Origin of the sequence: Nioella sp. (assembly GCF_964229645.1) — a bacterium.
Lineage (GTDB): Bacteria > Pseudomonadota > Alphaproteobacteria > Rhodobacterales > Rhodobacteraceae > Nioella.
Genome location: NZ_CAXREX010000182.1, coordinates 78,618 through 98,825, shown reverse-complemented (window position 1 = coordinate 98,825; position 20,208 = coordinate 78,618). Strand labels below are relative to the sequence as shown.

Below are 20,208 nucleotides of genomic sequence, written 5' to 3'. Positions count from 1 at the left end.
CGTCATGCGGCTGCCCGGAAATGTCAGTTGCCAGCCAGGACCCGAAGACGCGGCCAGGGCGGCCGGTGCTAGATCACGAAGCCGCCGCCGCAGATGATGTGCTGGCCCGAGATGAAGTTCGATTCAGGGGTGCAGAACAGATAGACCGCGCCGGCGGCCTCTTGCGGTGTGCCGACCCGGCCCAGCGGGATCATCCGTTCCATCTGGGACAGCAGATCGGGGTTCACGCCGACCTTGATTTCCTTTTCCTCGACCTTGATCGTGCTGTCGCCATCGGCGCTGCCTTCGGTCAGGCGGGTGCGGATCGGCCCGAAGGCCACGGCATTGACGTTGACCTTGTAACGGCCCCATTCCTTGGCCATCGTCCGGGTGACCCCGAGGATACCGGCCTTGGCGGCGGCATAGTTGATCTGGCCCGCATTGCCGCCGGTGCCCGCGATGGACGAGATGTTGACCACCTTGCGGAACACCTCTTGCCCGGCGGCGGCTTCTTCCTTGGCTCTGGCGCTGATCACCGGCTGGGCGGCGCGCAGGATCCTGAAGGGCGCGGTCAGGTGCACGTCGATGATCGCCTGCCATTGCTCGTCGGTCATCTTCTGAACGACGCTGTCCCAGGTATAGCCGGCGTTGTTCACGATGATGTCCAGCCCGCCGAAGCTGTCGACGCCGGTCCTGATGAACCGTTCGGCAAAGCCGTCCTCGGTCACGCTGCCGGCGCAGACCTCGGCTTCGCCGCCGGCGGCACGGATCGCCTCGGCGGTTTCATTGGCCGGGTCGGCATCCAGATCGTTGACCACGATCCGTGCCCCTTCCGAGGCCAGCTTGAGCGCGATCTCCCGCCCGATGCCCCGGCCCGAGCCGGAGACCAGCGCCACGCGCCCGTCGAGTTTGTCGGTCATGGTCTGTCCTCCCGAAGGGCGCTGTCAGACTTTTTCATAAAGCGTGGTCACACAGGCCCCGCCGAGGCCCAGATTGTGCTGAAGCGCCAGACGCGCGCCGTCGACCTGACGCGCATCGGCCTGGCCGCGCAGTTGCTGGACAAGCTCGGTGCATTGCGCAAGGCCCGTTGCTCCGAGCGGATGGCCCTTGGACAACAGACCACCGGAGGGGTTTGTCACGTATTTCCCGCCATAGGTGTTGTCGCCGTCGTCGACGAATTTCGCCGCCTCGCCGCGTCCGCACAGGCCAAGCGCCTCGTAGGTGATAAGCTCGTTATGGGCAAAGCAATCGTGCAGTTCGATCACGTCCACGTCGTCCGGCCCGATGCCCGCGGCCTCATAGACCTGATCGGCGGCGCGCTTGGCCATCGAGAAGCCGACCACCTCGCGCATGTCGTGCGCATCGAAGGTTTCCGGGCCGTCCGTCGTCATGGCCTGAGCCGCGATCCGCACCGAGCTGTCGAGGCCGTGCTTGTCGGCAAATTCCTTGGAACAGACGATTGCCGCAGCCGCGCCGCAGGTCGGCGGGCAGGCCATCAGCTTGGTCATCACGCCGGGCCAGACGACCTGCGCGGCCATGACATCTTCGGGTGTTACCTCCTGCCGGAACAGGGCCACCGGGTTTTTGGCCGCATGGCGGCTGGCCTTGGCGCGGATTTTCGCGAAGGTTTCCAGCGGTGTGCCGAACTCCTCCATATGCGCCTTGCCGGCGCCGCCGAAATAGCGAAGCGCCAGCGGGATCTCCGGATTGCCCACGAGGTCGTCGGTTTCTTCGTCAAACGCCGCAAACGGGCTGACTCGGTCATGGAACATCGCGCCGATGGCGCCGGGCTGCATCTGTTCGAATCCAAGCGCCAGAGCGCAGTCCACCGCGCCGCTTTCGACGGCCTGGCGGGCCAGGAACAGGGCGGATGACCCGGTCGAGCAGTTGTTGTTCACGTTCACGACCGGAATGCCGGTCATGCCGACCTGGTACAGGGCGCGCTGGCCGCAGGTGCTGTCGCCGTAGACATAGCCCACATAGGCCTGCTCGATCTTGCCATAATCCAGCCCCGCGTCGGCCAGCGCGGAGCGGGTGGCCGCAATTGCCATGACATCATAGCTGTCGGATTTTCCCGGCTTCTGGAACGGCACCATCCCGACGCCGACGACATGGGCTTTCTCTGACATTTCTCTCGCTCCCGCGTTCGAGCCGGGCGACATGAGTCGCGCGCCGGTCCATTTTCTACCACTTGTTAGATTTTACATCCTGCCGCCAGACAGTGTCAACATCGACGCAGCGGAGCGATCCTTGCCGAATTTTCTAACATGTGTTTGAATAATCGTGCCGCGCCTTCTGAAACGGCGCACCGCCTTCGGCCTTCCGGCCCGCACGTGAGCTGGAAAGGCGGTTGTTGAACATCGGGCGCCCGAAGCCGGACTCCAGAGACGCCCAGCCCGAAAAAGGAAAAGAACAATGGCCAATTGCTATCAATTCAAAGGCTTCGTTCCCGTTGTGCCCGAGGGGACATTCGTTCATCCCCAGGCGGTGCTGATCGGAAATGTCATACTCGGTCAGGGGTGCTATATCGGACCCGGCGCAAGCCTGCGGGGCGATTTCGGCAGGATCGTGATCGGTGACGGGGCCAATGTTCAGGACAATTGCATCCTCCATTCCTTCCCGGGCCGCGATGCGGTGGTCGAAACCAACGGTCATATCGGCCATGGCGCGATTCTGCACGGGTGCACCGTCGGCCGGAATGCTTTGGTGGGCATGAATGCCGTCATCATGGACGGCGTGGAGCTTGGCGCGGAATCGATTGTCGGCGCGCAGGCGTTTGTGCGGGGGGAAACGGTGATCCCGCCGCGTTCGATGGTGGTCGGAGCGCCGGCAAAGGTGATCCGCGAGGTCACCGAGAAGGAAGTCGCGTGGAAAACCCGTGGAACCGCCGAATATCAGCAACTGGCGCGCGACTGTCTGGCAGGTTTGAAACCCGTCGACCCGCTGAACGCGGTCGAGGCCGACCGGCCCGAGATGGCGGCCTCTGATGTGGTGTCCATTCAGGAGGCGCGGCAGCAGACGACCTGATGCGCCGAATCCCGGACGGTCACAGCCGGAATATCCCGTAATGCGGATCGTCGATCGGCGCGTTCAGCGAGGCCGAAATCGACATGCCGAGCGCGTTGCGTGTATCCGCCGGGTCGAGGATGCCGTCGTCCCACAATTCCGAGGTCGAGGTATAGGCTTCGACATCGCGCCGGAATTTCTCCAGCACCGGATCGCGGATCGCGGCGATTTCCTCTTCGCTCAACTCCTTGCCCTCGCGCTGAAGCTGCCGGATCTTGACGTCGGCCATGGTATTGGCGGCCTGATCCGCGCCCATCACGCCGATTTCCGCCTGCGGCCACATGAACAGCGTGCGCGCATCCCAGGCCCGTCCGCACATGCCGTAATTGCCCGCGCCGTATGAGGCATTGGCGATCACGGTGAATTTCGGCACCACCGACCCGCCCTGCGCCATCAGCATCTTGGCGCCGTCCTTGGCGATGCCGCGTTCCTCGTATTCGCGCCCCACCATGTAGCCGGTGATGTTCTGGAAAAAGACCAGAGGCGTGCGGTTCTGGTTGCACAGCTGCATGAAATGCGCGGCCTTGAGCGAACTGTCGTTGAACAGCACCCCGTTGTTGGCCAGAATCCCCACCTTGTAGCCCCAGATATGGGCATAGCCGCAGATCATCGTGGTGCCGTAGTCAGGCTGGTATTCGTGAAACCGCGAGCCATCCACGATCCGGGCCAGAACCTCGCGCATGTCGAACTGGGTTTTCCGGTCCTTGGGGATGATCCCGTAGAGTTCCTTGGGGTCGTAATACGGCGCTTCACAGGCGACGGTTTCGATGATCGTTTTCGGCGGGCGCGTCCACTGGCTGACAATCTCGCGCGCCAGTGAAAAAGCGTGCTGTTCGGTGGCGGCGCGGTAATCGCCGGTGCCCGAGACCGAGGTATGCATCACCGCCCCGCCCAGCTCCTGAACGCCGACCTCTTCGCCGGTCGCGGCCTTGACCAGCGGCGGACCGCCAAGGAAAATCGCCCCGGTGCCTTCGATGATGATGTTGTAATCGCTGAGCGTCGGCACATAGGCCCCGCCGGCCGTGCAATGCCCGCCGACCACCGCGATCTGCGGGATGTTGGCCTGGCTCAGCTTGACCTGATTGCGGAAGACCCGCCCGCCCAGATAGCGGTCGGGAAAGACTCCGTGCTGCAACGGCAGGAAGCCGCCGGCGCTGTCGCAGATATGGACAACCGGCAGGCGGTTTTCCAATGCCACATCCAGAAGCCGCACGATCTTCTTGACGGTATGGGGATACCATGCGCCGCCCTTGACGCTGGCGTCGTTGGCGTGAATGGCGACCTCGCGCCCCTGCACGATGCCGATGCCCGTCACCACCGCGGCACCGGGCACCGCGCCGTCATATTCGCGGCAGGCGGCGAGGGTGGAAAATTCCAGGAACGGCGTGCCGGGGTCCAGCAGCAGCTTCAGCCGTTCGCGCACGCCCAGCTTGTTCTGGCGCTCAAGGCGATCGACGTCGCGTTGCGGGCGTTCGAAACGCGCCGCGTGCTGGCGGGCGTGAAACTCTTTCAGCCGCGCGGACATGGCCGCGTGATTGACCCTGAAGTCAGGGGCATTGGTGTCGATCTGGCTTTCGATCCGGCGCATGGTCACTCCTCCTCCGGCGCCAGCAGGGCAAGCGTGGCCTTCAGCCCGAAACTGTCGCCCTCGGCAAATGGTATTTCGGCCACCACGCCGTCGCGCGGCGCGGTCAGGCTGGTTTCGAGTTTCATGCTTTCGATGACAAGCAACCGCTGGCCTTCCTTGACGTGATCGCCGGGCTTTGCGTTCACCAACACGACCACGCCGGGCATCGGTGCGACGATGCGGTCATCGGCGGCGCCGCCATCGCGTCCGGCCAGACGCTCGGCGGGATCGATCCGCCCGATCGCGTAGGTCCGCCCGTTCATATGCACAAAAGTCGCGTCAGGGCCGACGGCCAGCCGCACGTCCTGCACGCGTCCGCGCGCCCGCAGCACATGGCCACCGGGCGCCCCGGTGGGGTCCAATTGGCAGGGAACCGCGCCATCGGGCGTGTTGAGGATAAAACGATTGCCGTCATGGGACAGCCAGCATTCGGTTTCGTCGCCGTCGATCTGGTATATCCGCCGCATCAGTTTCTCCACCCGCCCATTTTCCGGTGCATCTCGGGTATCTGCATCACGTCGCTCACCAGCCGTTCATCCGACAGGGCGGCGACCGCCATCAGCAGCTCGGTCACATCTTCGCCCGGCGCGGTCAGCGCCTCGGCCTGCTCGGCCAGAAACCCGGTCGAGACATTGCCCGAGGCGAAATCCGGATGCGCAAGGATCGCATCGAGATAGCCGGTATTGGTCGTCACCCCGAGGATCACGTAATTCCGAACCGCCTGACGCGCGCGGGCGATGGCCTCGGCCCGGTCCGAGCCGTGCACGATCAGCTTGGACAGCATCGGGTCGAAATCGGTCGTCACCTTGCCACCGCCCAGAATGCCGCTGTCCACCCGCACGCCCGCGCCCTGCGGCTCGTCCAGCAGAAGGATGTCGCCGATGGCGGGGCGAAAATCTTCCGTCGCGTCCTCGGCGCAAATGCGCAGTTCGATCGAATGACCGTTCTGCGCAATATCGGCCTGTGCGGCGCTCAGCCCCTCGCCCGCCGCGATGCGCAGCTGTTCGGCGACAAGGTCGAAGCCGGTCACCATCTCGGTCACCGGATGTTCGACCTGAAGGCGGGTGTTCATTTCCAGGAAATAGAAGGCGCCGTCCTGCGCATAGATGAACTCGACCGTGCCAGCGCCGCGATATTTGACGGCGCGGGCAATCCCGGCGGCGGTTTCACAGATCTCGTCCCGCTGTTCGGGGGTCAGCGCCGGGGATGGCGTTTCCTCGATGATCTTCTGGAACCGGCGCTGGATCGAGCATTCGCGTTCCCAGAAATGCACCACATTCCCCTGCCCGTCCCCCATCACCTGCACCTCGATATGGCGCGGGCGTTCGATATAGCGTTCGACGAACAGCCGTCCGTCGCCGAAATAGCGCTCGCCCTCGCGGCGGGCGGTTTCGATTTCGGATTCCAGCGCGCCGTCTTCGCGCACGACGCGCATCCCCTTGCCACCACCGCCCGCCGAGGGCTTGATCAGCAGCGGATAGCCAACCGCGCGAGAGCGTTCGACAAATGTAGCGGGGTCGTCATCCTCGATGGCCGAGGGGGCAACCGGAAAGCCGCGCTCCTCGACAAAGGCGCGGGCGCGGATCTTGTCGCCCATCAGGTCGATGACCTCGGATGTGGGGCCGACAAACGTCACCCCGGCCTTGTCCAGCGCGGCGACAAAGCCCGCGTTTTCCGACAGGAAGCCATAGCCCGGATGCACCGCGTCCGCGCCGATCCGTTGCGCCGCCTCGACGATCTGGGGGATGTCGAGATAGGCGGCCACGGGGGTCGGGCCCTCGATGGTCACCACCTCGTCGGCAATCAGATGGGCCGGTCCCTCCTGTTCCGAGTTGTGCCGCAAGACGGCGGTGGCGAGGCCGCGCGCCTTGGCGGTGCGCAGGACGCGGGCCGCGATCTCGCCGCGATTGGCGACCAGCAGTTTGGAAATACCCATCATCCTTCCTTTCATGCACGCTCGGCGGGGTGCAGCCCGTCTTGCGCCGCCAGATCGGCCGGCACGGGAATTTCGATGTCGAGCAGCATCTGCGCAAACCCCTTGCCCTGCGGGTCGATGCGGACCGAGGCGATGCCGCCGCCGCCCAGCGATTCATGCAGCAGGAAGTTCATCGCATGGCTGCCGGGCAGGTCGAAACGTTCGACCGGGCCGTCGCAGAGATGCGCGAAATAGTCTTTCACCCTGTCTTCGGTGAGGGCGGAGCGGATATAGGGCAGATACTCTAGCTTGCGGGCCAGAATGCCGATATTGGCGATGTCGCCCTTGTCGCCGGAGCGGCCCCAGGCCAGATCGACCAGCCGCACCCTGACCGCGTCGGGCCCGGCCTCGCGGCTTTCCACCTGCGGTGCGGCGGGCGGATCCAGTCGGACCTCCTTGGTGGCCACGGTGACCGGCACCTCCTTGCCGTCGACCTCGACCGAAACGGGCGTGTCGGCCTTGTCTTGCAGGAACGAGAACAGCCGCACCACCGGCTGCACCTTGGGCCGTCCGGCGAAGAACCCGGTCAGGCCCTGCGCGGTGGAAATGGCCATCGGCGCGATTTCTCCGGCGAAGATGTTCAGCGCGTTTCGGTCGTCATGAGTGACGCCGATCTTCAGAACGACCTCGCGCGTCCGGGCGCGGGCGTTGGCGCCGTAAGCGGCCTCCGCCCCCAGAACCTCGACGCTGACCTGTCGAAAATCGGCGAGGTTGCGGTCGCGGAAAATCCGCCGGCAGCGGGTCAGGATCGCCTCGGCGACGCGCTCGGCCTTGGCCGGGGCGTCGATTGCGGCGAGCGTCAGCGTGGTGACCGCGCGCCAGCCATCGGCATGGGTCGCCGAGACCTTGTAGCTTCCGGTGCGCCCCAGCCCCCTGCCGCCCTTGACCAGCACCCGGTCCGGGCCGACCTGTTCGAGCGTGACCCCGGACCAGTCGCAGATCACGTCGGGCAGCAGGTAGGCCCGTGGATCGCCGATTTCGTAAAGCATCTGTTCGCCGACCGAGCCCGGCACAACCAGCCCGCCGGTATCGGGCGTCTTGGTCATGACAAAGCTGCCGTCTTCGGCCACTTCGACGATGGGCATCCCCATATTGTCCCAGCCCGGCACCTCCTGCCAGTCGGTGAAATTGCCCCCCGTCCCTTGCGGTCCGCATTCTATCAGATGGCCCGCGAGCGAGCCCTGGCTGAGCCTGTCCCAATCCTCGTCGCTCCAGCCGAATTCGTGCATCAAGGGGCCAAGCGCCACCGCGCTGTCGGCGCAGCGCCCGGTGATCACGATGTCGGCGCCGCCGTCCAGCGCCGCCGCGATGGGGCGGGCGCCCAGATAGGCGTTCATGCTCCAGATATCGTCGGGGAAACCGGCGCCAGAGAACATTTCGCTCACGCCGCCGTCGCGCATCTCGTCCGCGCGGTCCAGCAGATCGTCGCCCAGAACGACACCGATGGACAGGTCGATCCCAGCCGCCTCTGCCGCCCTGGCGAGCGCATCGCGGCAGCCGCGCGGATTGACGCCGCCGGCATTGGCCACAACCTTGATCCCCCTGGCCTTGATCTCGGGCAACCACGGCACCAGCGCCTTGACGAAATCCGGGGCAAAGCCCGCCTCCGGCGTCTTGGCGCGGGCGCGCGCCATCAGCGACATCGTCACTTCGGCAAGATAATCGAACACCAGATAGTCGATTTCGCCCTTGGACACCAACTGGCCGACCGCTTCGGGCGTATCGCCCCAGAAACCGGAAGCGCATCCGATGCGCAGTCTTCGATCCGACATAGCCTTCTCCTCACCGCTCCTGTCAGCGGCCCGTCCATTCAGGGTCGCGTTTTTCATTGAAAGCGGCAAACCCCTCTCGCGCGTCTTCGGTCTGCGCCATCCGCGGCAACAGCGTTTCCGCAAAGCGCATCTGCTGCGGATAGGTCATGTCTTGCAATGCGTGGCAGGCATATTTTCCGAGCCTGATCGCAGTCGGCGACTGCGCCGCAATCCGTGCGACCAGTTCCGCAACCTTGTCGTCAAGTCCGGCGCTGTCTGTCACATAGTTGACCAGATCATAGCGCAGGGCCTCGTCCGCCGTCAGCAGGACGCCGGTGATGAACATCTCCATCAGTTTCCGACGCGGCAACACGCGCATCATCGGCGGCACGATGGTCATCGGAAACAGACCGACCTTCACCTCGGGCGTGCCGATTTTCGCGTGATCCGCCATCACCGCGAGATCGCAGGCACAGATCATGCCCGCGCCCGCGCCAACCGCCACTCCGTTGATGCGCGCGATGGTCGGTTTTCGGCAGGCCTGTATCGTTTCGAACAGCCGGCCGGCAAAATGGTCCGGATCCGCCGGGTCCTGAACAAACGGGCCGCCATCGGCCCCCGCCTTGAGGTCGCCGCCAGCGCAGAAAGCGCGCACGCCCTCGCCGGTCACAACGATCACCCGGCATTCGGGATCGGCCTCGGCCGTCAGAAGCGCGGCAGTGATTCCCTCTGCCACGTCGCGGTTCAGGGCATTGCGCTGGTCCGGACGGCAAATCGTGATGCGCGTTTCATGCCCCCGCGCCTGCGAATGTACGACGTTATCAACCATTTCCGAGACCTCCCGCATCTCCCTTTGCGTCGCCTGCAACGTCAGGTCGCAAAAAGCCTGCCTTGATCTATTTTCTAACATGTGTTTGATTTTGGTCAACACCGCAGATCACATTCCGTTCGGGGGAAGAGAGATGACCAGCCAGAACGTACCTGACGTGGCCGCTTTGGAGGCCATCAGGGCCAATTACTCGCTGACCGATGAGCAGCGCCAGATCGTCGATCACGTCGACAGGGTGTCGCGCGAGGTGCTTCATCCGCTTCAGGCGCGCATGGACGAGGAGGACTGGTGGCCCGACGATCTGTTCCGGCAGATGGGTGAACTGGGCCTTCTGGGCATTACCGCGCCCGAGGAACTGGGCGGATCGGGCCAGAACGAATTCACCCAGGCGCTGGTGTCCGAGGTGATCTCGAAATGGAACCCGGCGGTGGGCCTGTCGCACGGGGCACATGACAACCTGTGTCTGAACAACCTGCTGCGCAACGGGTCCGACGAACAGGTCAGGAAATATGTGCCGGGGCTGTGTTCCGGCGAGCTGGTCGGCGCCCTGGGGCTGACCGAGCCCGGCGCCGGGTCGGATGCGCTTGGGTCGATGGCCACCACGGCGCGTCGCGATGGCGATGATTACATCATCAACGGCTCGAAGATTTACATCACCAACGGGCCGATCGCCGATCTGATCCTGCTTTATGCCAAAACCGACAAGTCCAGAGGTGCCAAGGGCATTTCCGCCTTTATCGTTGAAACCGACAATCCGGGTTTCAAGGTGGCGCAGAAGCTCGACAAGATGGGCTTTCGCGGCTCGCCCACCGGGGAGCTGGTGTTCGAGGAGTGCCGGGTGCCGGCCTCGGCCATGATGGGCGCCGAAAACAGCGGCGTATCGGTCGTGATGAGCGGGCTGGATCTGGAACGGGCGATGGTCGCCTCGGTCTGCGTCGGCATGGCCGAACGGGCGCTGGAGCTGGGTCTGGAATACGCGCAGATCCGAGAACAATTCGGCAAGTCGATCTCCCGCTTCCAGATGATGCAGTCGAAGCTCGCCGAGATTTACACCGAGGTCGAAACCGCCCGCGCCTTCAGCTATCGCGCGCTGGCCGCCTGCGTCGGCCTGCCCAAGGGGGCCGGCGGGCGCGGCGAGATCCACAAGCTGACCGCGGCGGCCTGCCTTTACGCGGGCGAGGCGTTCAACAAGGCCGTCACCGAGGCCTGCCACATCCACGGCGGATCGGGCTACATGCAGGACACCGAGATCAACCGGCTGTTCCGCGCCAACAAGCTGCTGGAGATCGGCGCGGGCACCAGCGAAGTCCGCAAGATCATCATCGCCGAAGAACTGCTGCGCGCCTGAAGGAGGGCGGGACCATGAACAAGCAACTGCGAAACGACATCACCCTTCCGACGCATTTCATGACGGACGAACAGCAGGCGCTGGCCGATCAGGCCGGCAAGTTCTTCATGTCCGAGTTTCACCATCTGAACGCGGAAATGGACGACACCGACGACCTGCCGCCATCGGTCTTTCCCACGCTCGGCAAGATGGGGTATCTCGGTCTGAACGTGCCACCGGAATTCGGCGGGGCCGGGCTGGATTTCACCTCGGCCTGCATCATCACCGAACAGCTGTCGCGGGCCTCTGCCGCGATCGGGCTGACCCATGTGGCGCATGACAACCTGTGCGTCAACAACATCTATCGCAACGCCAATGACGCGTTGCGCCGCAAGTATCTGCCGGGCCTGTGCGATGGCTCGCTGGTGGGCGCCCTGGGCCTGACCGAGCCCGGCGCGGGGTCCGATGCGCTTGGCTCCATGCGGACCACGGCCAAAAAGGATGGCGACGATTACATCCTGAACGGGGCCAAAATTTACATCACCAACGGGCCGATTGCCGATCTGGTGCTGGTCTATGCCAAGACCTCGCCGGAAAAAGGCGCCAAGGGCATTTCCGCCTTCATCGTGGAGACCGACACCCCCGGCTTCAAGGTGGCGCAGAAGCTCAACAAGATGGGGTTCCGCGGATCGCCAACAGGCGAATTGGTGTTCGAGGATTGTCGTGTGCCCGCCAAGAACATGGTCGGCAAGCTGGACGGCGGTGTGGCGGTGACCATGTCGGGGCTGGATCTCGAACGGGCCATCGTCTGCTTCAATGCCCTGGGGATCGCGCAGCGCGCGCTGGATATTTCCGTCGACTACGCCAGGACGCGCCGACAGTTCGGCAAACCGATCGCCAGTTTCCAGATGGTGCAGGCGATGCTGGCCGACATGTACACGCGGATCGAGGCGGCGCGCAGCCTGTCGCTGAAGACGGTCGCCATGTGCGAGGGTCTGGAAGAGGGCGAAGGCGGGCGCGGCGAAATTCACAAGCTGACGGCGGCGGCGATCTTCAAGGCCGCCGAGGTGACCTCATTCGTGCTGGACAAGGCCGTCCAGATCCACGGGGGGTCCGGCTACATGCGCGACACGGAAGTGAACCGGCTTTACCGGACCGGCCGTGTGCTCGAGGTCGGTGCGGGCACTCAGGAAGTGCGCAAGCTGATCATTGCGGGCGAGCTTCTGAAAGACTGAAGGGGGAAACATGAGCGAGAAAAGAACATCGCGCTATGCTCCGGATCTGATGGCGGGCCAGGTGGCCCTTGTCACCGGATCGGGTTCGGGAATGGGTCGGGCAACGGCGCTTGAAATGGCCTCTTGCGGGGCCAGGCTGGCGCTGTTCGCGCGCCGCGAGGAACCGCTGGAAGAGACCGCAGAAATGATCCGCGCGGCGGGCGGCGAGGCATTTGTCGTGCCCGGCGATACCCGTGACGCGGACAGTATCGAAACCGCGATGGGACGCATCAAGGACCATTTCGGGCAGCTCGACGTTCTGGTGAACAATGCAGGCGGCCAGTATATTGCCGCCGCGCGCGACATTACCAACAAGGGCTTCGAGGCGGTGATCCGCAACAACCTGATCGGTTCGTGGCAGATGACCCGCGCGGCGGCGGATCATTTCATGTACGACAACGGTGGGTCGGTGGTGTTCGTCACCGCGATTTCGGCGCGCACCGCGCTGACCGGGTTTGCCCATACCGTCGCCGCCCGCGCCGGCGTGACCGGGATGATGAAAACGCTGGCCGCCGAATGGGGGGAATACGGGATCCGTCTGAACTGCGTCGCGCCGGGCACGATCAGGACCGAGGCGCTTGGCCGCTATCCGATTCCGCCGGACCGGTGGAAACAGCTGAACCGCTCGGTCCTGAACCGTATGGGCGCGCCCGAAGACATCGCCGGCACGATCATTTTCCTCGCGTCCGACCTGGGAAATTTCATCACCGGCGAAGACATCTATGTCGACGGCGGAGAAACCCTGCATATGGGCCACGATGCCCGCGACATGATCAATCCCGACATGTTCGAGAAACGCGAACGCGGAGATGGAAAGAATGAGTAAGCACCCCGTCCTTCTGGACATTTCCGACAGGATCGCCACGGTCACGCTGAACGATCCGGAACGCCGCAACCCGGTGACCGGCAACGACATGATCGCCGCCCTTCTGGACACCTTCGCCAAGGTGCAGGCGGACCCGGAGGTCAGCGTGATGATCCTGACAGGTGCCGGCACGGCCTTTTGTGCCGGCGGCGACATCAAGGAAATGCACGACCCCGAAAGTATCTTCCGCAAGGAGCCGCTGGCGGCGGCGCAGAGCTATGTCGACGGCGTGCAGCGTCTGCCACAGGCGCTTTACAACCTCGACATCCCGACCATCGCGGCGGTCAACGGCCCGGCGGTCGGCGCGGGATGCGATCTGACCATGATGTGCGACATGCGCATCGCGTCCGAGAAGGCGAAGTTCGGCGAGGTGTTCCTGAACCTCGGCATCATTCCCGGCGATGCGGGCAGCTGGTTCCTGCTGCGCCGTCTGGGCCATCAAAGAGCCGCCGATCTGACCTTTTCGGGCCGCATGGTCGAGGCCGAAGAGGCGCTGGAAATCGGCATGGTGCTCGAGGTCGTGCCCGATGACAGGTTGATGGAGCGGGCGCGGGAACGGGCAGCCGTGATCGCCGCGAAACCACCGCGCGCGGTGCGCGTCGCCAAGCGCCTGATGCGCAATGCCGAGCGGATGGATTTGCCGGATTTCCTGAATTCCGCGGCGGCCTATCAGGCCCTGATGCATCAGACCGAAGACCACCACGAGGCGGTCTCTGCGTTCATCGAGAAGCGAAAACCCAACTTTACGGGGCGCTGAGGAAAAGAACGCATGGCAGACATAACCAAACAGAAGATGGAGCAGATCGCGCGGATGTGGAATGCGCGCGGCAAGGGTCTGATTACCCACATGGCGCTTGATATCGAGGACGTATCGCGCGACGGCGTGCGGGTCCGGATGCCGTTCAATCCGGACTTCTGCGTCGATGAAGACCAGACCCTGCTTCATGGCGGTATCCTGACCGCCCTTCTGGACAGTGTTTTCGGTTTGGCGAACTTCGTGGCCATAGAGGGGATCAGCACCATGGCGACCCTTGACCTGCGGGTTGACTATCTGCGCGCGGCACGGTCGCGCGCGGATGTCATCGTGCGCGCGCATTGCTTTCGGCAAACCCGCCACATTGCCTTCAATGCCGGCAGCATCCGGTTCGACGGTCATGAAGAGGCGGAAATCGCCCGCGGAACCGCCTCGTTTGCATTGACGCGCGGCGAGACCGGCTGATTGGCGCAATGACAGAAGGAAACGCCTCGTAATGGACCTGCAAACCGTCAATGCCAACGTATCCCGGGTGCCGTTCTTTCGATTTCTCAACTTCGAGGTTCAGGAGGTGGACAGCCTCCGTGCCGACACGGAGATGACCTTCGAATCACGCCATATCGGAAACCCCGTCTTGGAGCTTTATCATGGCGGCATCATTGCCAGTTTCATGGAAGCCACGGCCGCCATCGCGGTCCATCCCGAATTCGCGGAAGTCCCGGCCAAGCCGATCAATCTCACCGTGGATTACCTCAGACCCGCCACCAGGGGACCGTTGTTTGCCTGCGCAAATGTGACGCGCAAGGGAAAGCGCATCGCGAGCGTCAGCGTGATCTCCTGGCAGACCGCCCGGGAGAAACCGGTTGCGGAAGGGCTATATCATTTCCTGTTGGTCTGATCGCGATGGTGGCTGCGATCAGCAAGCCTCGGCTCGTTCGGCGCAGGTGGTATTCTGCCTGTCGCAAATCCCTTCGAGAAGCAGCTTGACAAGCATGCCGGAGAATTCGGGCAGGGAAAGATACCCCTCTTCGCCCGCCTTGTTCGGATCGAACCATTCCACCGTCCAATTCAGGGCACCCAACATGACCTGACGCAACGGCACAATCTTGATGTCCGATCTTATGGCATCGTCTTCCTGCGCTTCGCGCAGGATTCTGTCCCAGAGCCTGCCGTACTCGTGACGGATTCCCCCGTGTCGCTTCCTGAAGTGATTGGGCAGCATCCCGTAGCTTCTGATGTTTGCGGACGTGAATTCACTTGCCTTGAAAAGAAAGTCCAGATGCGTCCAGATTGCCGTCGCGATCCTCGTATGATGGTCATACGGGGCTTTGAATTCCTGGACCGCGGCGCTGACACCCGATAGCAGGTCGTGCAACCCGGCGTTCAGAACCTCGTCCACGATCGCCTCTTTGGACTTGAAGTGGTAATAGACGCTGCCCGCCTTCATATCCGCTTCTTCCGCGATCTGTCTCAGCGTTGTCGCCTTGTAGCCATTTTCCCGGAGCATGCACGCTGCGGCCCGCAATATCTCTGCGCGGGTTTTTTCGGCCTTGCCGAACGATTCGGGGGTCTTGACGGAAATGGCGGGAACGGCCTTCAGGCGTTCCGTATCGACGACGCGCCGCGAACACATTCCGTCGAGGATCAGTTTGCTCATCCGTTCCGCGAGGATGCTCACCGGATACCGGTCCACATCATACCATTCCACGGTCCAGTTCATGGCACTCAGTATGAACTGGCGGATCACGGTTACCGAAATGTCACTTCGAAGTTGGCCGGAACGTTTCGCCTCGTTCAGAAAATCGCTCCAGACGCCCGCATAGGACGCCCGCAACTCGCGGTGCGGCGCGCGTGCTTCATCCGACAACATCGGATAGTTGCGGATATTGGCCGATGTAAAGTCGCTCTCGGTCAACAGATAGGTCAGATGCGTTTCGATGAGCAATGCGAAGGTCTCGCGGAAATCCTTCGACCTGTCCTTCGTGGGACGAACAATGTCACAGACCTTCTCGTACAATTGCCGCACACCAAGATCGAGAACTTCGCTGAGAATTTGGTCCTTGGATTGGAAATGGTAATAGATGCTTCCGGCTTCGATGCCGGATACCTGCGCGATGTCACGCATGGTTGTCGCGTAATAGCCTTCATTCCGGAACAGGCGCGCCGCCGCAGCGAGGATGCTGCTGCGGGTCCTCTCCGACTTGCTCAAATCATCGTCGGTTTGCTTGATGGCGTCGGGTTGTCTCATCATGAATTTCGATACTTGTCAGCACCGAGACTGTCCATTGCATTAAATCTAACAAATGTTAGAATATGCCATTGAAGGCGTCGAATCAAGTTCTTTGCCAGGATGATAGCGGAAGAGGAGGACCTCCATATGCGAGGGTTGAGTGGAAAACGCGTAATCGTGACCGGCGGCGGCAGCGGCATCGGGCGCGCGGTTTGCGAACGGTTCGGCGAAGAAGGCGCCGAGGTTGCGATCTTTGACATGAGCGAAGACGGGGCGAAGGAAACGGTTCGCCTTATCACCGAGGCCGGCGGCAAGGCGCAGGCCTTCAAGGTGGACATCACCGACCGTGCCCAGGTCGACAAGGCGGTCGCCGCGTTCGAGGCCGGGGGTCCGGTCGACGTGCTGGTGAACAATGCCGGCTGGGACGAGATCAGGCCGTTCCTCGATACCGATGCCGACCTGTGGAAAAAGGTCATCGACATCAACCTTTACGGCCCGCTGAACATGCATCACGCGGTGCTTCCGGGCATGGTCGAGAACGGTGGCGGCCGGGTGGTCAACATCGCCTCCGATGCCGGGCGTGTCGGCTCATCCGGCGAAGCGGTCTATTCGGCCTGCAAGGGCGGCATCATCTCGTTCACCAAGACCGTGGCGCGGGAACTGGCGCGCAAGGGCGTTCAGTTGAACGCTGTGGCGCCCGGACCGACCGATACGCCGCTGTTTGCCCAGGTGGCCCAGGGCGAGGCCGGTGAAAAGATCGCCGAGGGCCTCAAGCGGGCCATCCCGATGAAGCGCCTGGCACAGCCTACGGACTATCCCGGCATCATCTGCTTCCTGTCCTCCGACGACGCCGGGTTCATCACCGGCCAGGTCATTTCGGTTTCGGGTGGCCTGTCGATGCACGGTTGACCGCTGGGGGCCGCGTCTGTCACAAGGCGCCGCCGCCAGGCCGGCCAGAAGTTACCTCCCTGACTGGCCGTGCCCATGGTGCGGCCTTTTTTGCGGTGAAGAAAGGTGAGGAATGTTTCAACCAGACACTGACATTCGGCGTTCAAGCACACTGGCCGCGTTCCTGAAAGATTGTCATACGGACAGTTACGAGGATCTTGCCAGCCGGGCCAACAGCGACCCGGACTGGTTCTGGGACCGGATCATCGACTTTGCCGGGATCCGGTTTGATCGCCCCTACACGCGGTTACGGGATATGTCCGATGGGCCGGAATCGATCCGATGGGCCGTCGGCGCAGCCCTGAACCTGACGGAGACCTGTCTCGATGCCCGCATCGAGGACGGTCTGGGCGACAAGACCGCGATCGACTGGGTAGGCGAGGATGGAAGCCGCCGCCGCTGGACCTATGCCGAACTCGCCGCCGAAGCCGCGCGCGTCGCGTCAGCCCTTGCCGCGCGCGGGGTAGGGCCGGGTCAGGCGGTGGGTATCTACATGCCGATGATCCCCGAGATTCAGGCCGCGCTTCTGGGCATCGCGCGGCTTGGTGCCATCGCCGTGCCGCTGTTTTCCGGCTTCTCGCCCCCCGCCATCGTGTCGCGTCTGAACGATGCCGGGGCGGTGGCGGTGATGACGACGGATGCCACCCCCAGACGGGGCAAGCCGGTCTGGATGGAGGCCAGGCTGGCCGAGGCGTTGAGAGAGGTGCCTTCGGTTCATACGGTGTTCAGCCTGCGCCGGTTCGGCGGTGCCGTGGCCGATCCGGCCCGCGATCTCGACTGGACCGAAACCGTGGGGTCTGCCAGCCCGGATTTCGCGGCTGTTCCCGTCGCGTCCGAAGACATCTTCCTGATCGCCTATACCTCGGGCACGACGGGTCGGCCCAAGGGCGTCGTGCATACCCATCTGGGTGTGCAGGCCAAGGCCACGACCGATTTCCTGCTGTGTCTCGACATGAAACAGGATGACCGGCACCTCTGGATGACCGACATGGGCTGGGTGATGGGGCCGCTTACCCTTTTGTCGGTGCTGCTGTCGGGCGCGACGCTGGTGCTGGCCGAGGGCGCGCCGTCGATGCCCGGCGATCCGTTTCGGCTGTTGCGTCTCGCCTCGGATATGAACGTGACCCATATGGGCGTCGCCCCGACCCTGGTGCGGCAGTTCATGACGCAGGATCGCGCACCGCTGGCTGACTATGACCTGTCGGCGCTGCGCATCGTCGGCTCGACCGGCGAGCCCTGGACCGATGACGCCTGGCTCTGGCAACTTGACCATATCTGCCGCCGCCGCGCGGTGCCGCTGAATATCTCGGGCGGGACCGAGCTTTTCGGCGCGATCCTGACCTCGACCGTGCTGCACGAGATCAAGCCCGGCGGGTTCTCCGCCGAGGCGCTGGGTGTCGGGGCGAAGGTGCTGCGCGAGGACGGCAGCGAGGCCGCGCCGGGCGAAGTGGGCGAACTGGTCGTGACCCAGCCGCCCTTGGGCCTGACCCCGGCCATCCGGGGCGACCGCGAGCGGTATATCGAGACCTACTGGTCCACCTTCCCCGGCATCTGGCGGCACGGCGACTGGGTGCGCCGCGATGCGGACGGCACATGGTATATCCTTGGGCGATCCGACGACACGCTGAACATCGCCGGCAAACGCATCGGCCCGCCCGAGATCGAGGCGGCCCTGACCGGGACGGGACAGGTGGTGGATGCCGCCGCCGTTGCCGCGCCCGACGATCTCAAGGGCGTGGCCGTGGTCTGTATCTGTGTGGCGGCTCCGGGTGTGTCGCCCGACGCCGCCCTCGTCGAACGGCTCAGGGACCGGGTCGGAGAGGTCGTCTCCAAGCCCTTCCGCCCGCGCGAGATCCATTTTGTCGACGCGCTGCCGAAAACCCGCACCATGAAAACGATGCGCCGGATCGTGCGCGCGGCCTTCCTGGGCGAAGACCCGGGTGATCTGTCAGCTGTGAGCAATCCCGAGACGATGGCTGCCATCGCTGCTATTGGAAAGGAAACGGAATGATTACTGTCTTCGGAGCCACCGGCACCACCGGCGCCCCCCTTGTCGATAGGCTGCTGGAAAAGGGCGCGAACGTGCGTGCCGTCACCAGCGATCCGGCCAAGCTCGAAAGGCTCAAGGCCAAGGGATGCGAGGCCGTCCTGGCGAATTTCACCGACCCCGCTGCGCTGGAACAGGCCTGCGCCGGGGCGGACAGGATCTATCTGGTGACACCCGCGCATCTGGACATGCGTCGCTGGAAGGCCAATGCGATCGCGGCGGCCAAGGCCGCAGGCGTTCGCCATGTCGTTCTGGCCACCGGGCTTGGGGCGTCGCCCAAGGCGGGGCTGAGCTTCGGCAAGTGGCATTCCGAAACCCAGGAATTGCTGAAGGACAGCGGCCTTGACTGGACCTTCATCCAGCCGACCTATTTCATGCAGAACCTGCTGTGGCAGGCCGACAGTATCGCAAGGGACGGGGTGTATTACGACGATCTGGGCGGACCCGTGGCCTGGATCGACGCCCGCGACATCGCCGATGTCGCCGCCGAGGCGCTGACCGGCGCGGGCCACGCGGGCAAGGGCTATGGCCTGACCGGCCCCGAAGCCCTGACCGGCGAGGATATCGCCGCTGTCCTGTCCGAGGTGACAGGCCGATCCATCACCTCTGCGCCTCTCGCGCCTGAGGACGCCAAAGCAGCGATGGTCGCAAACGGCATGCAGGACGAGGTCGCCGCGGCGATGGTGGAACTGGCCTCCATCGCGCCCAAGGGCTACCTCGGGAGCATCGAGACCACGGTCAGCGACGTGCTCGGACGCCCGGCCCGCCGGTTGCGCGATTTCGTTGCCGAGAATCGGGATGCCTTCGTCAAGTGACCTGACGGCTGCGCCGCTCTATTTCGAACTGACGCCGACAGCAGATGCTGCGACGGAGGTTGACCATATTTTCGTGTTCCGCGACACCGGCGCATTGAGCCATCGTGGCAGCGGGCGTTTCGCGACCGATCTGTTCTCCCTTTCGGTGGCGGGTGGTTGTGGCGGGACGCTTATATCGCTTGCGCCACCCCGCCCGGATTTCGTGCCCCGCCCGTCATCCTTTTGCGGAATCGTGGCCGGGCTGCGGCTGTCGGTGCGACCTGAGCGTTTGCCCGGGACCGGGGCGCTGGAGCCGCTGGCCACCGCGCTTGGAAGGGTCCGGCAGAGCGATGATGGCCTGCCGTCGCTTGTTGCCGAGCTGGACGGTCTCGCAAGGGCGCTGACTTTCGCTGCGCCCCCGCAGGCGTTCAGCGACCGGACCGAACGCCGCAGGGCACGGGAAGAAACCGGCGTATCAAGGCGCCGGCTTGCGGCAGTCAGGCGGTTTCGCCTGCTGCTTGGACGTTTCGCCGGCCCTGCCCTGCCGTTAAGCGATCTGGCGCTGGACGCGGGCTACTACGATCAATCGCATATGTCGGCGTCCTGCCGGGCCTTCGCTGACAGACCGCCCGGCGCGCTACGCCTTCAGGCCACAGCGCGCGCTTTTGGCCCTTCGTTACAAGATGGGAAGATCAAGGACCGGATAAGATTGGTCATCATGGATGACCGCAAGGAGTGAAAT

19 protein-coding genes are annotated in these 20,208 nt (G+C 63.7%); 11 read left to right on the top strand and 8 right to left on the bottom strand.

All coding sequences use genetic code 11. From position 1 onward, the window contains the following. Window positions 1-68: 68 nt before the first annotated feature. Both ACEQXV_RS12310 and ACEQXV_RS12305 read right to left on the bottom strand, forming a co-directional pair. Window positions 69-899, bottom strand: a complete 831-nt coding sequence (locus ACEQXV_RS12310) for an SDR family NAD(P)-dependent oxidoreductase (RefSeq protein ID WP_370269444.1) — start codon at window positions 897-899, stop codon at window positions 69-71. A gap of 24 nt (window positions 900-923) precedes the next feature. Then, on the bottom strand, window positions 924-2,108 hold the full coding sequence (locus tag ACEQXV_RS12305; protein WP_370269443.1) for a lipid-transfer protein: 1,185 nt from the start codon (window positions 2,106-2,108) through the stop codon (window positions 924-926). Between the two features lie 286 nt (window positions 2,109-2,394). Between ACEQXV_RS12305 and ACEQXV_RS12300 the strand changes: the two genes are divergently transcribed. Next, entirely contained in the window at window positions 2,395-3,006 is a 612-nt protein-coding gene (locus ACEQXV_RS12300; protein ID WP_370269441.1) for a transferase hexapeptide repeat family protein, read from the top strand. Window positions 3,007-3,025: 19 nt separating this feature from the next. On the opposite strand, the gene ACEQXV_RS12295 is transcribed toward ACEQXV_RS12300, so the two are convergent. The 5 genes from ACEQXV_RS12295 to ACEQXV_RS12275 are packed head-to-tail and all read right to left on the bottom strand — an operon-like array spanning window position 3,026 to window position 9,227. Beyond that, window positions 3,026-4,633, bottom strand: coding sequence for an acyl-CoA carboxylase subunit beta (locus tag ACEQXV_RS12295; RefSeq protein WP_370269440.1), 1,608 nt, complete (start codon window positions 4,631-4,633; stop codon window positions 3,026-3,028). A gap of 2 nt (window positions 4,634-4,635) precedes the next feature. Continuing rightward, entirely contained in the window at window positions 4,636-5,139 is a 504-nt protein-coding gene (locus ACEQXV_RS12290; protein ID WP_370269438.1) for a biotin/lipoyl-containing protein, read from the bottom strand. Beyond that, window positions 5,139-6,608, bottom strand: a complete 1,470-nt coding sequence (locus tag ACEQXV_RS12285) for an acetyl/propionyl/methylcrotonyl-CoA carboxylase subunit alpha (protein ID WP_370269436.1) — start codon at window positions 6,606-6,608, stop codon at window positions 5,139-5,141. The genes ACEQXV_RS12290 and ACEQXV_RS12285 overlap by 1 nt, the downstream gene beginning before the upstream one ends. An 11-nt stretch (window positions 6,609-6,619) precedes the next feature. Then, complete coding sequence (locus ACEQXV_RS12280; protein ID WP_370269434.1) at window positions 6,620-8,419, bottom strand: acyclic terpene utilization AtuA family protein; 1,800 nt, start codon at window positions 8,417-8,419, stop codon at window positions 6,620-6,622. A 22-nt stretch (window positions 8,420-8,441) separates the two neighbouring features. After that, window positions 8,442-9,227, bottom strand: coding sequence for an enoyl-CoA hydratase-related protein (locus ACEQXV_RS12275; RefSeq protein WP_370269432.1), 786 nt, complete (start codon window positions 9,225-9,227; stop codon window positions 8,442-8,444). Between the two features lie 133 nt (window positions 9,228-9,360). Here ACEQXV_RS12275 and ACEQXV_RS12270 point away from each other — a divergent pair, with 133 nt between their 5' ends. The 6 genes from ACEQXV_RS12270 to ACEQXV_RS12245 are packed head-to-tail and all read left to right on the top strand — an operon-like array spanning window position 9,361 to window position 14,345. Further along, on the top strand, window positions 9,361-10,575 hold the full coding sequence (locus tag ACEQXV_RS12270) for an acyl-CoA dehydrogenase family protein (protein ID WP_370269430.1): 1,215 nt from the start codon (window positions 9,361-9,363) through the stop codon (window positions 10,573-10,575). Between the two features lie 14 nt (window positions 10,576-10,589). Beyond that, entirely contained in the window at window positions 10,590-11,789 is a 1,200-nt protein-coding gene (locus ACEQXV_RS12265; protein ID WP_370269428.1) for an acyl-CoA dehydrogenase family protein, read from the top strand. A 10-nt stretch (window positions 11,790-11,799) separates the two neighbouring features. Next, the gene (locus ACEQXV_RS12260) at window positions 11,800-12,654 is read left to right on the top strand and encodes an SDR family NAD(P)-dependent oxidoreductase (protein ID WP_370269427.1); all 855 of its coding nucleotides are present in this window, start codon (window positions 11,800-11,802) and stop codon (window positions 12,652-12,654) included. Then, window positions 12,647-13,450, top strand: coding sequence for an enoyl-CoA hydratase-related protein (locus tag ACEQXV_RS12255; RefSeq protein ID WP_370269426.1), 804 nt, complete (start codon window positions 12,647-12,649; stop codon window positions 13,448-13,450). The genes ACEQXV_RS12260 and ACEQXV_RS12255 overlap by 8 nt, the downstream gene beginning before the upstream one ends. Window positions 13,451-13,486: 36 nt before the next feature. Further along, entirely contained in the window at window positions 13,487-13,912 is a 426-nt protein-coding gene (locus ACEQXV_RS12250) for a PaaI family thioesterase (protein WP_370269424.1), read from the top strand. Between the two features lie 31 nt (window positions 13,913-13,943). Beyond that, window positions 13,944-14,345, top strand: coding sequence for a PaaI family thioesterase (locus ACEQXV_RS12245; protein WP_370269423.1), 402 nt, complete (start codon window positions 13,944-13,946; stop codon window positions 14,343-14,345). Between the two features lie 18 nt (window positions 14,346-14,363). Here ACEQXV_RS12245 and ACEQXV_RS12240 read toward each other — a convergent pair whose 3' ends face one another. Next, a complete protein-coding gene (locus ACEQXV_RS12240; RefSeq protein WP_370269422.1) occupies window positions 14,364-15,698 on the bottom strand; it encodes a TetR/AcrR family transcriptional regulator in 1,335 nt (444 codons plus the stop codon). A gap of 126 nt (window positions 15,699-15,824) precedes the next feature. Here ACEQXV_RS12240 and ACEQXV_RS12235 point away from each other — a divergent pair, with 126 nt between their 5' ends. The 4 genes from ACEQXV_RS12235 (at window position 15,825) to ACEQXV_RS12220 (ending at window position 20,205) form a co-directional block, all read left to right on the top strand. After that, window positions 15,825-16,586, top strand: coding sequence for a glucose 1-dehydrogenase (locus tag ACEQXV_RS12235; protein WP_370269421.1), 762 nt, complete (start codon window positions 15,825-15,827; stop codon window positions 16,584-16,586). Between the two features lie 112 nt (window positions 16,587-16,698). Further along, a complete protein-coding gene (locus ACEQXV_RS12230; protein ID WP_370269419.1) occupies window positions 16,699-18,636 on the top strand; it encodes an AMP-binding protein in 1,938 nt (645 codons plus the stop codon). Continuing rightward, window positions 18,633-19,487, top strand: a complete 855-nt coding sequence (locus ACEQXV_RS12225) for an SDR family oxidoreductase (RefSeq protein WP_370269418.1) — start codon at window positions 18,633-18,635, stop codon at window positions 19,485-19,487. The genes ACEQXV_RS12230 and ACEQXV_RS12225 overlap by 4 nt, the downstream gene beginning before the upstream one ends. Continuing rightward, window positions 19,471-20,205 carry an AraC family transcriptional regulator gene (locus ACEQXV_RS12220; protein WP_370269417.1) on the top strand — a complete coding sequence of 245 codons (735 nt, stop codon included), beginning with the start codon at window positions 19,471-19,473 and terminating at the stop codon, window positions 20,203-20,205. Before ACEQXV_RS12225 ends, ACEQXV_RS12220 begins: the two co-directional genes overlap by 17 nt. Window positions 20,206-20,208: the final 3 nt, after the last annotated feature.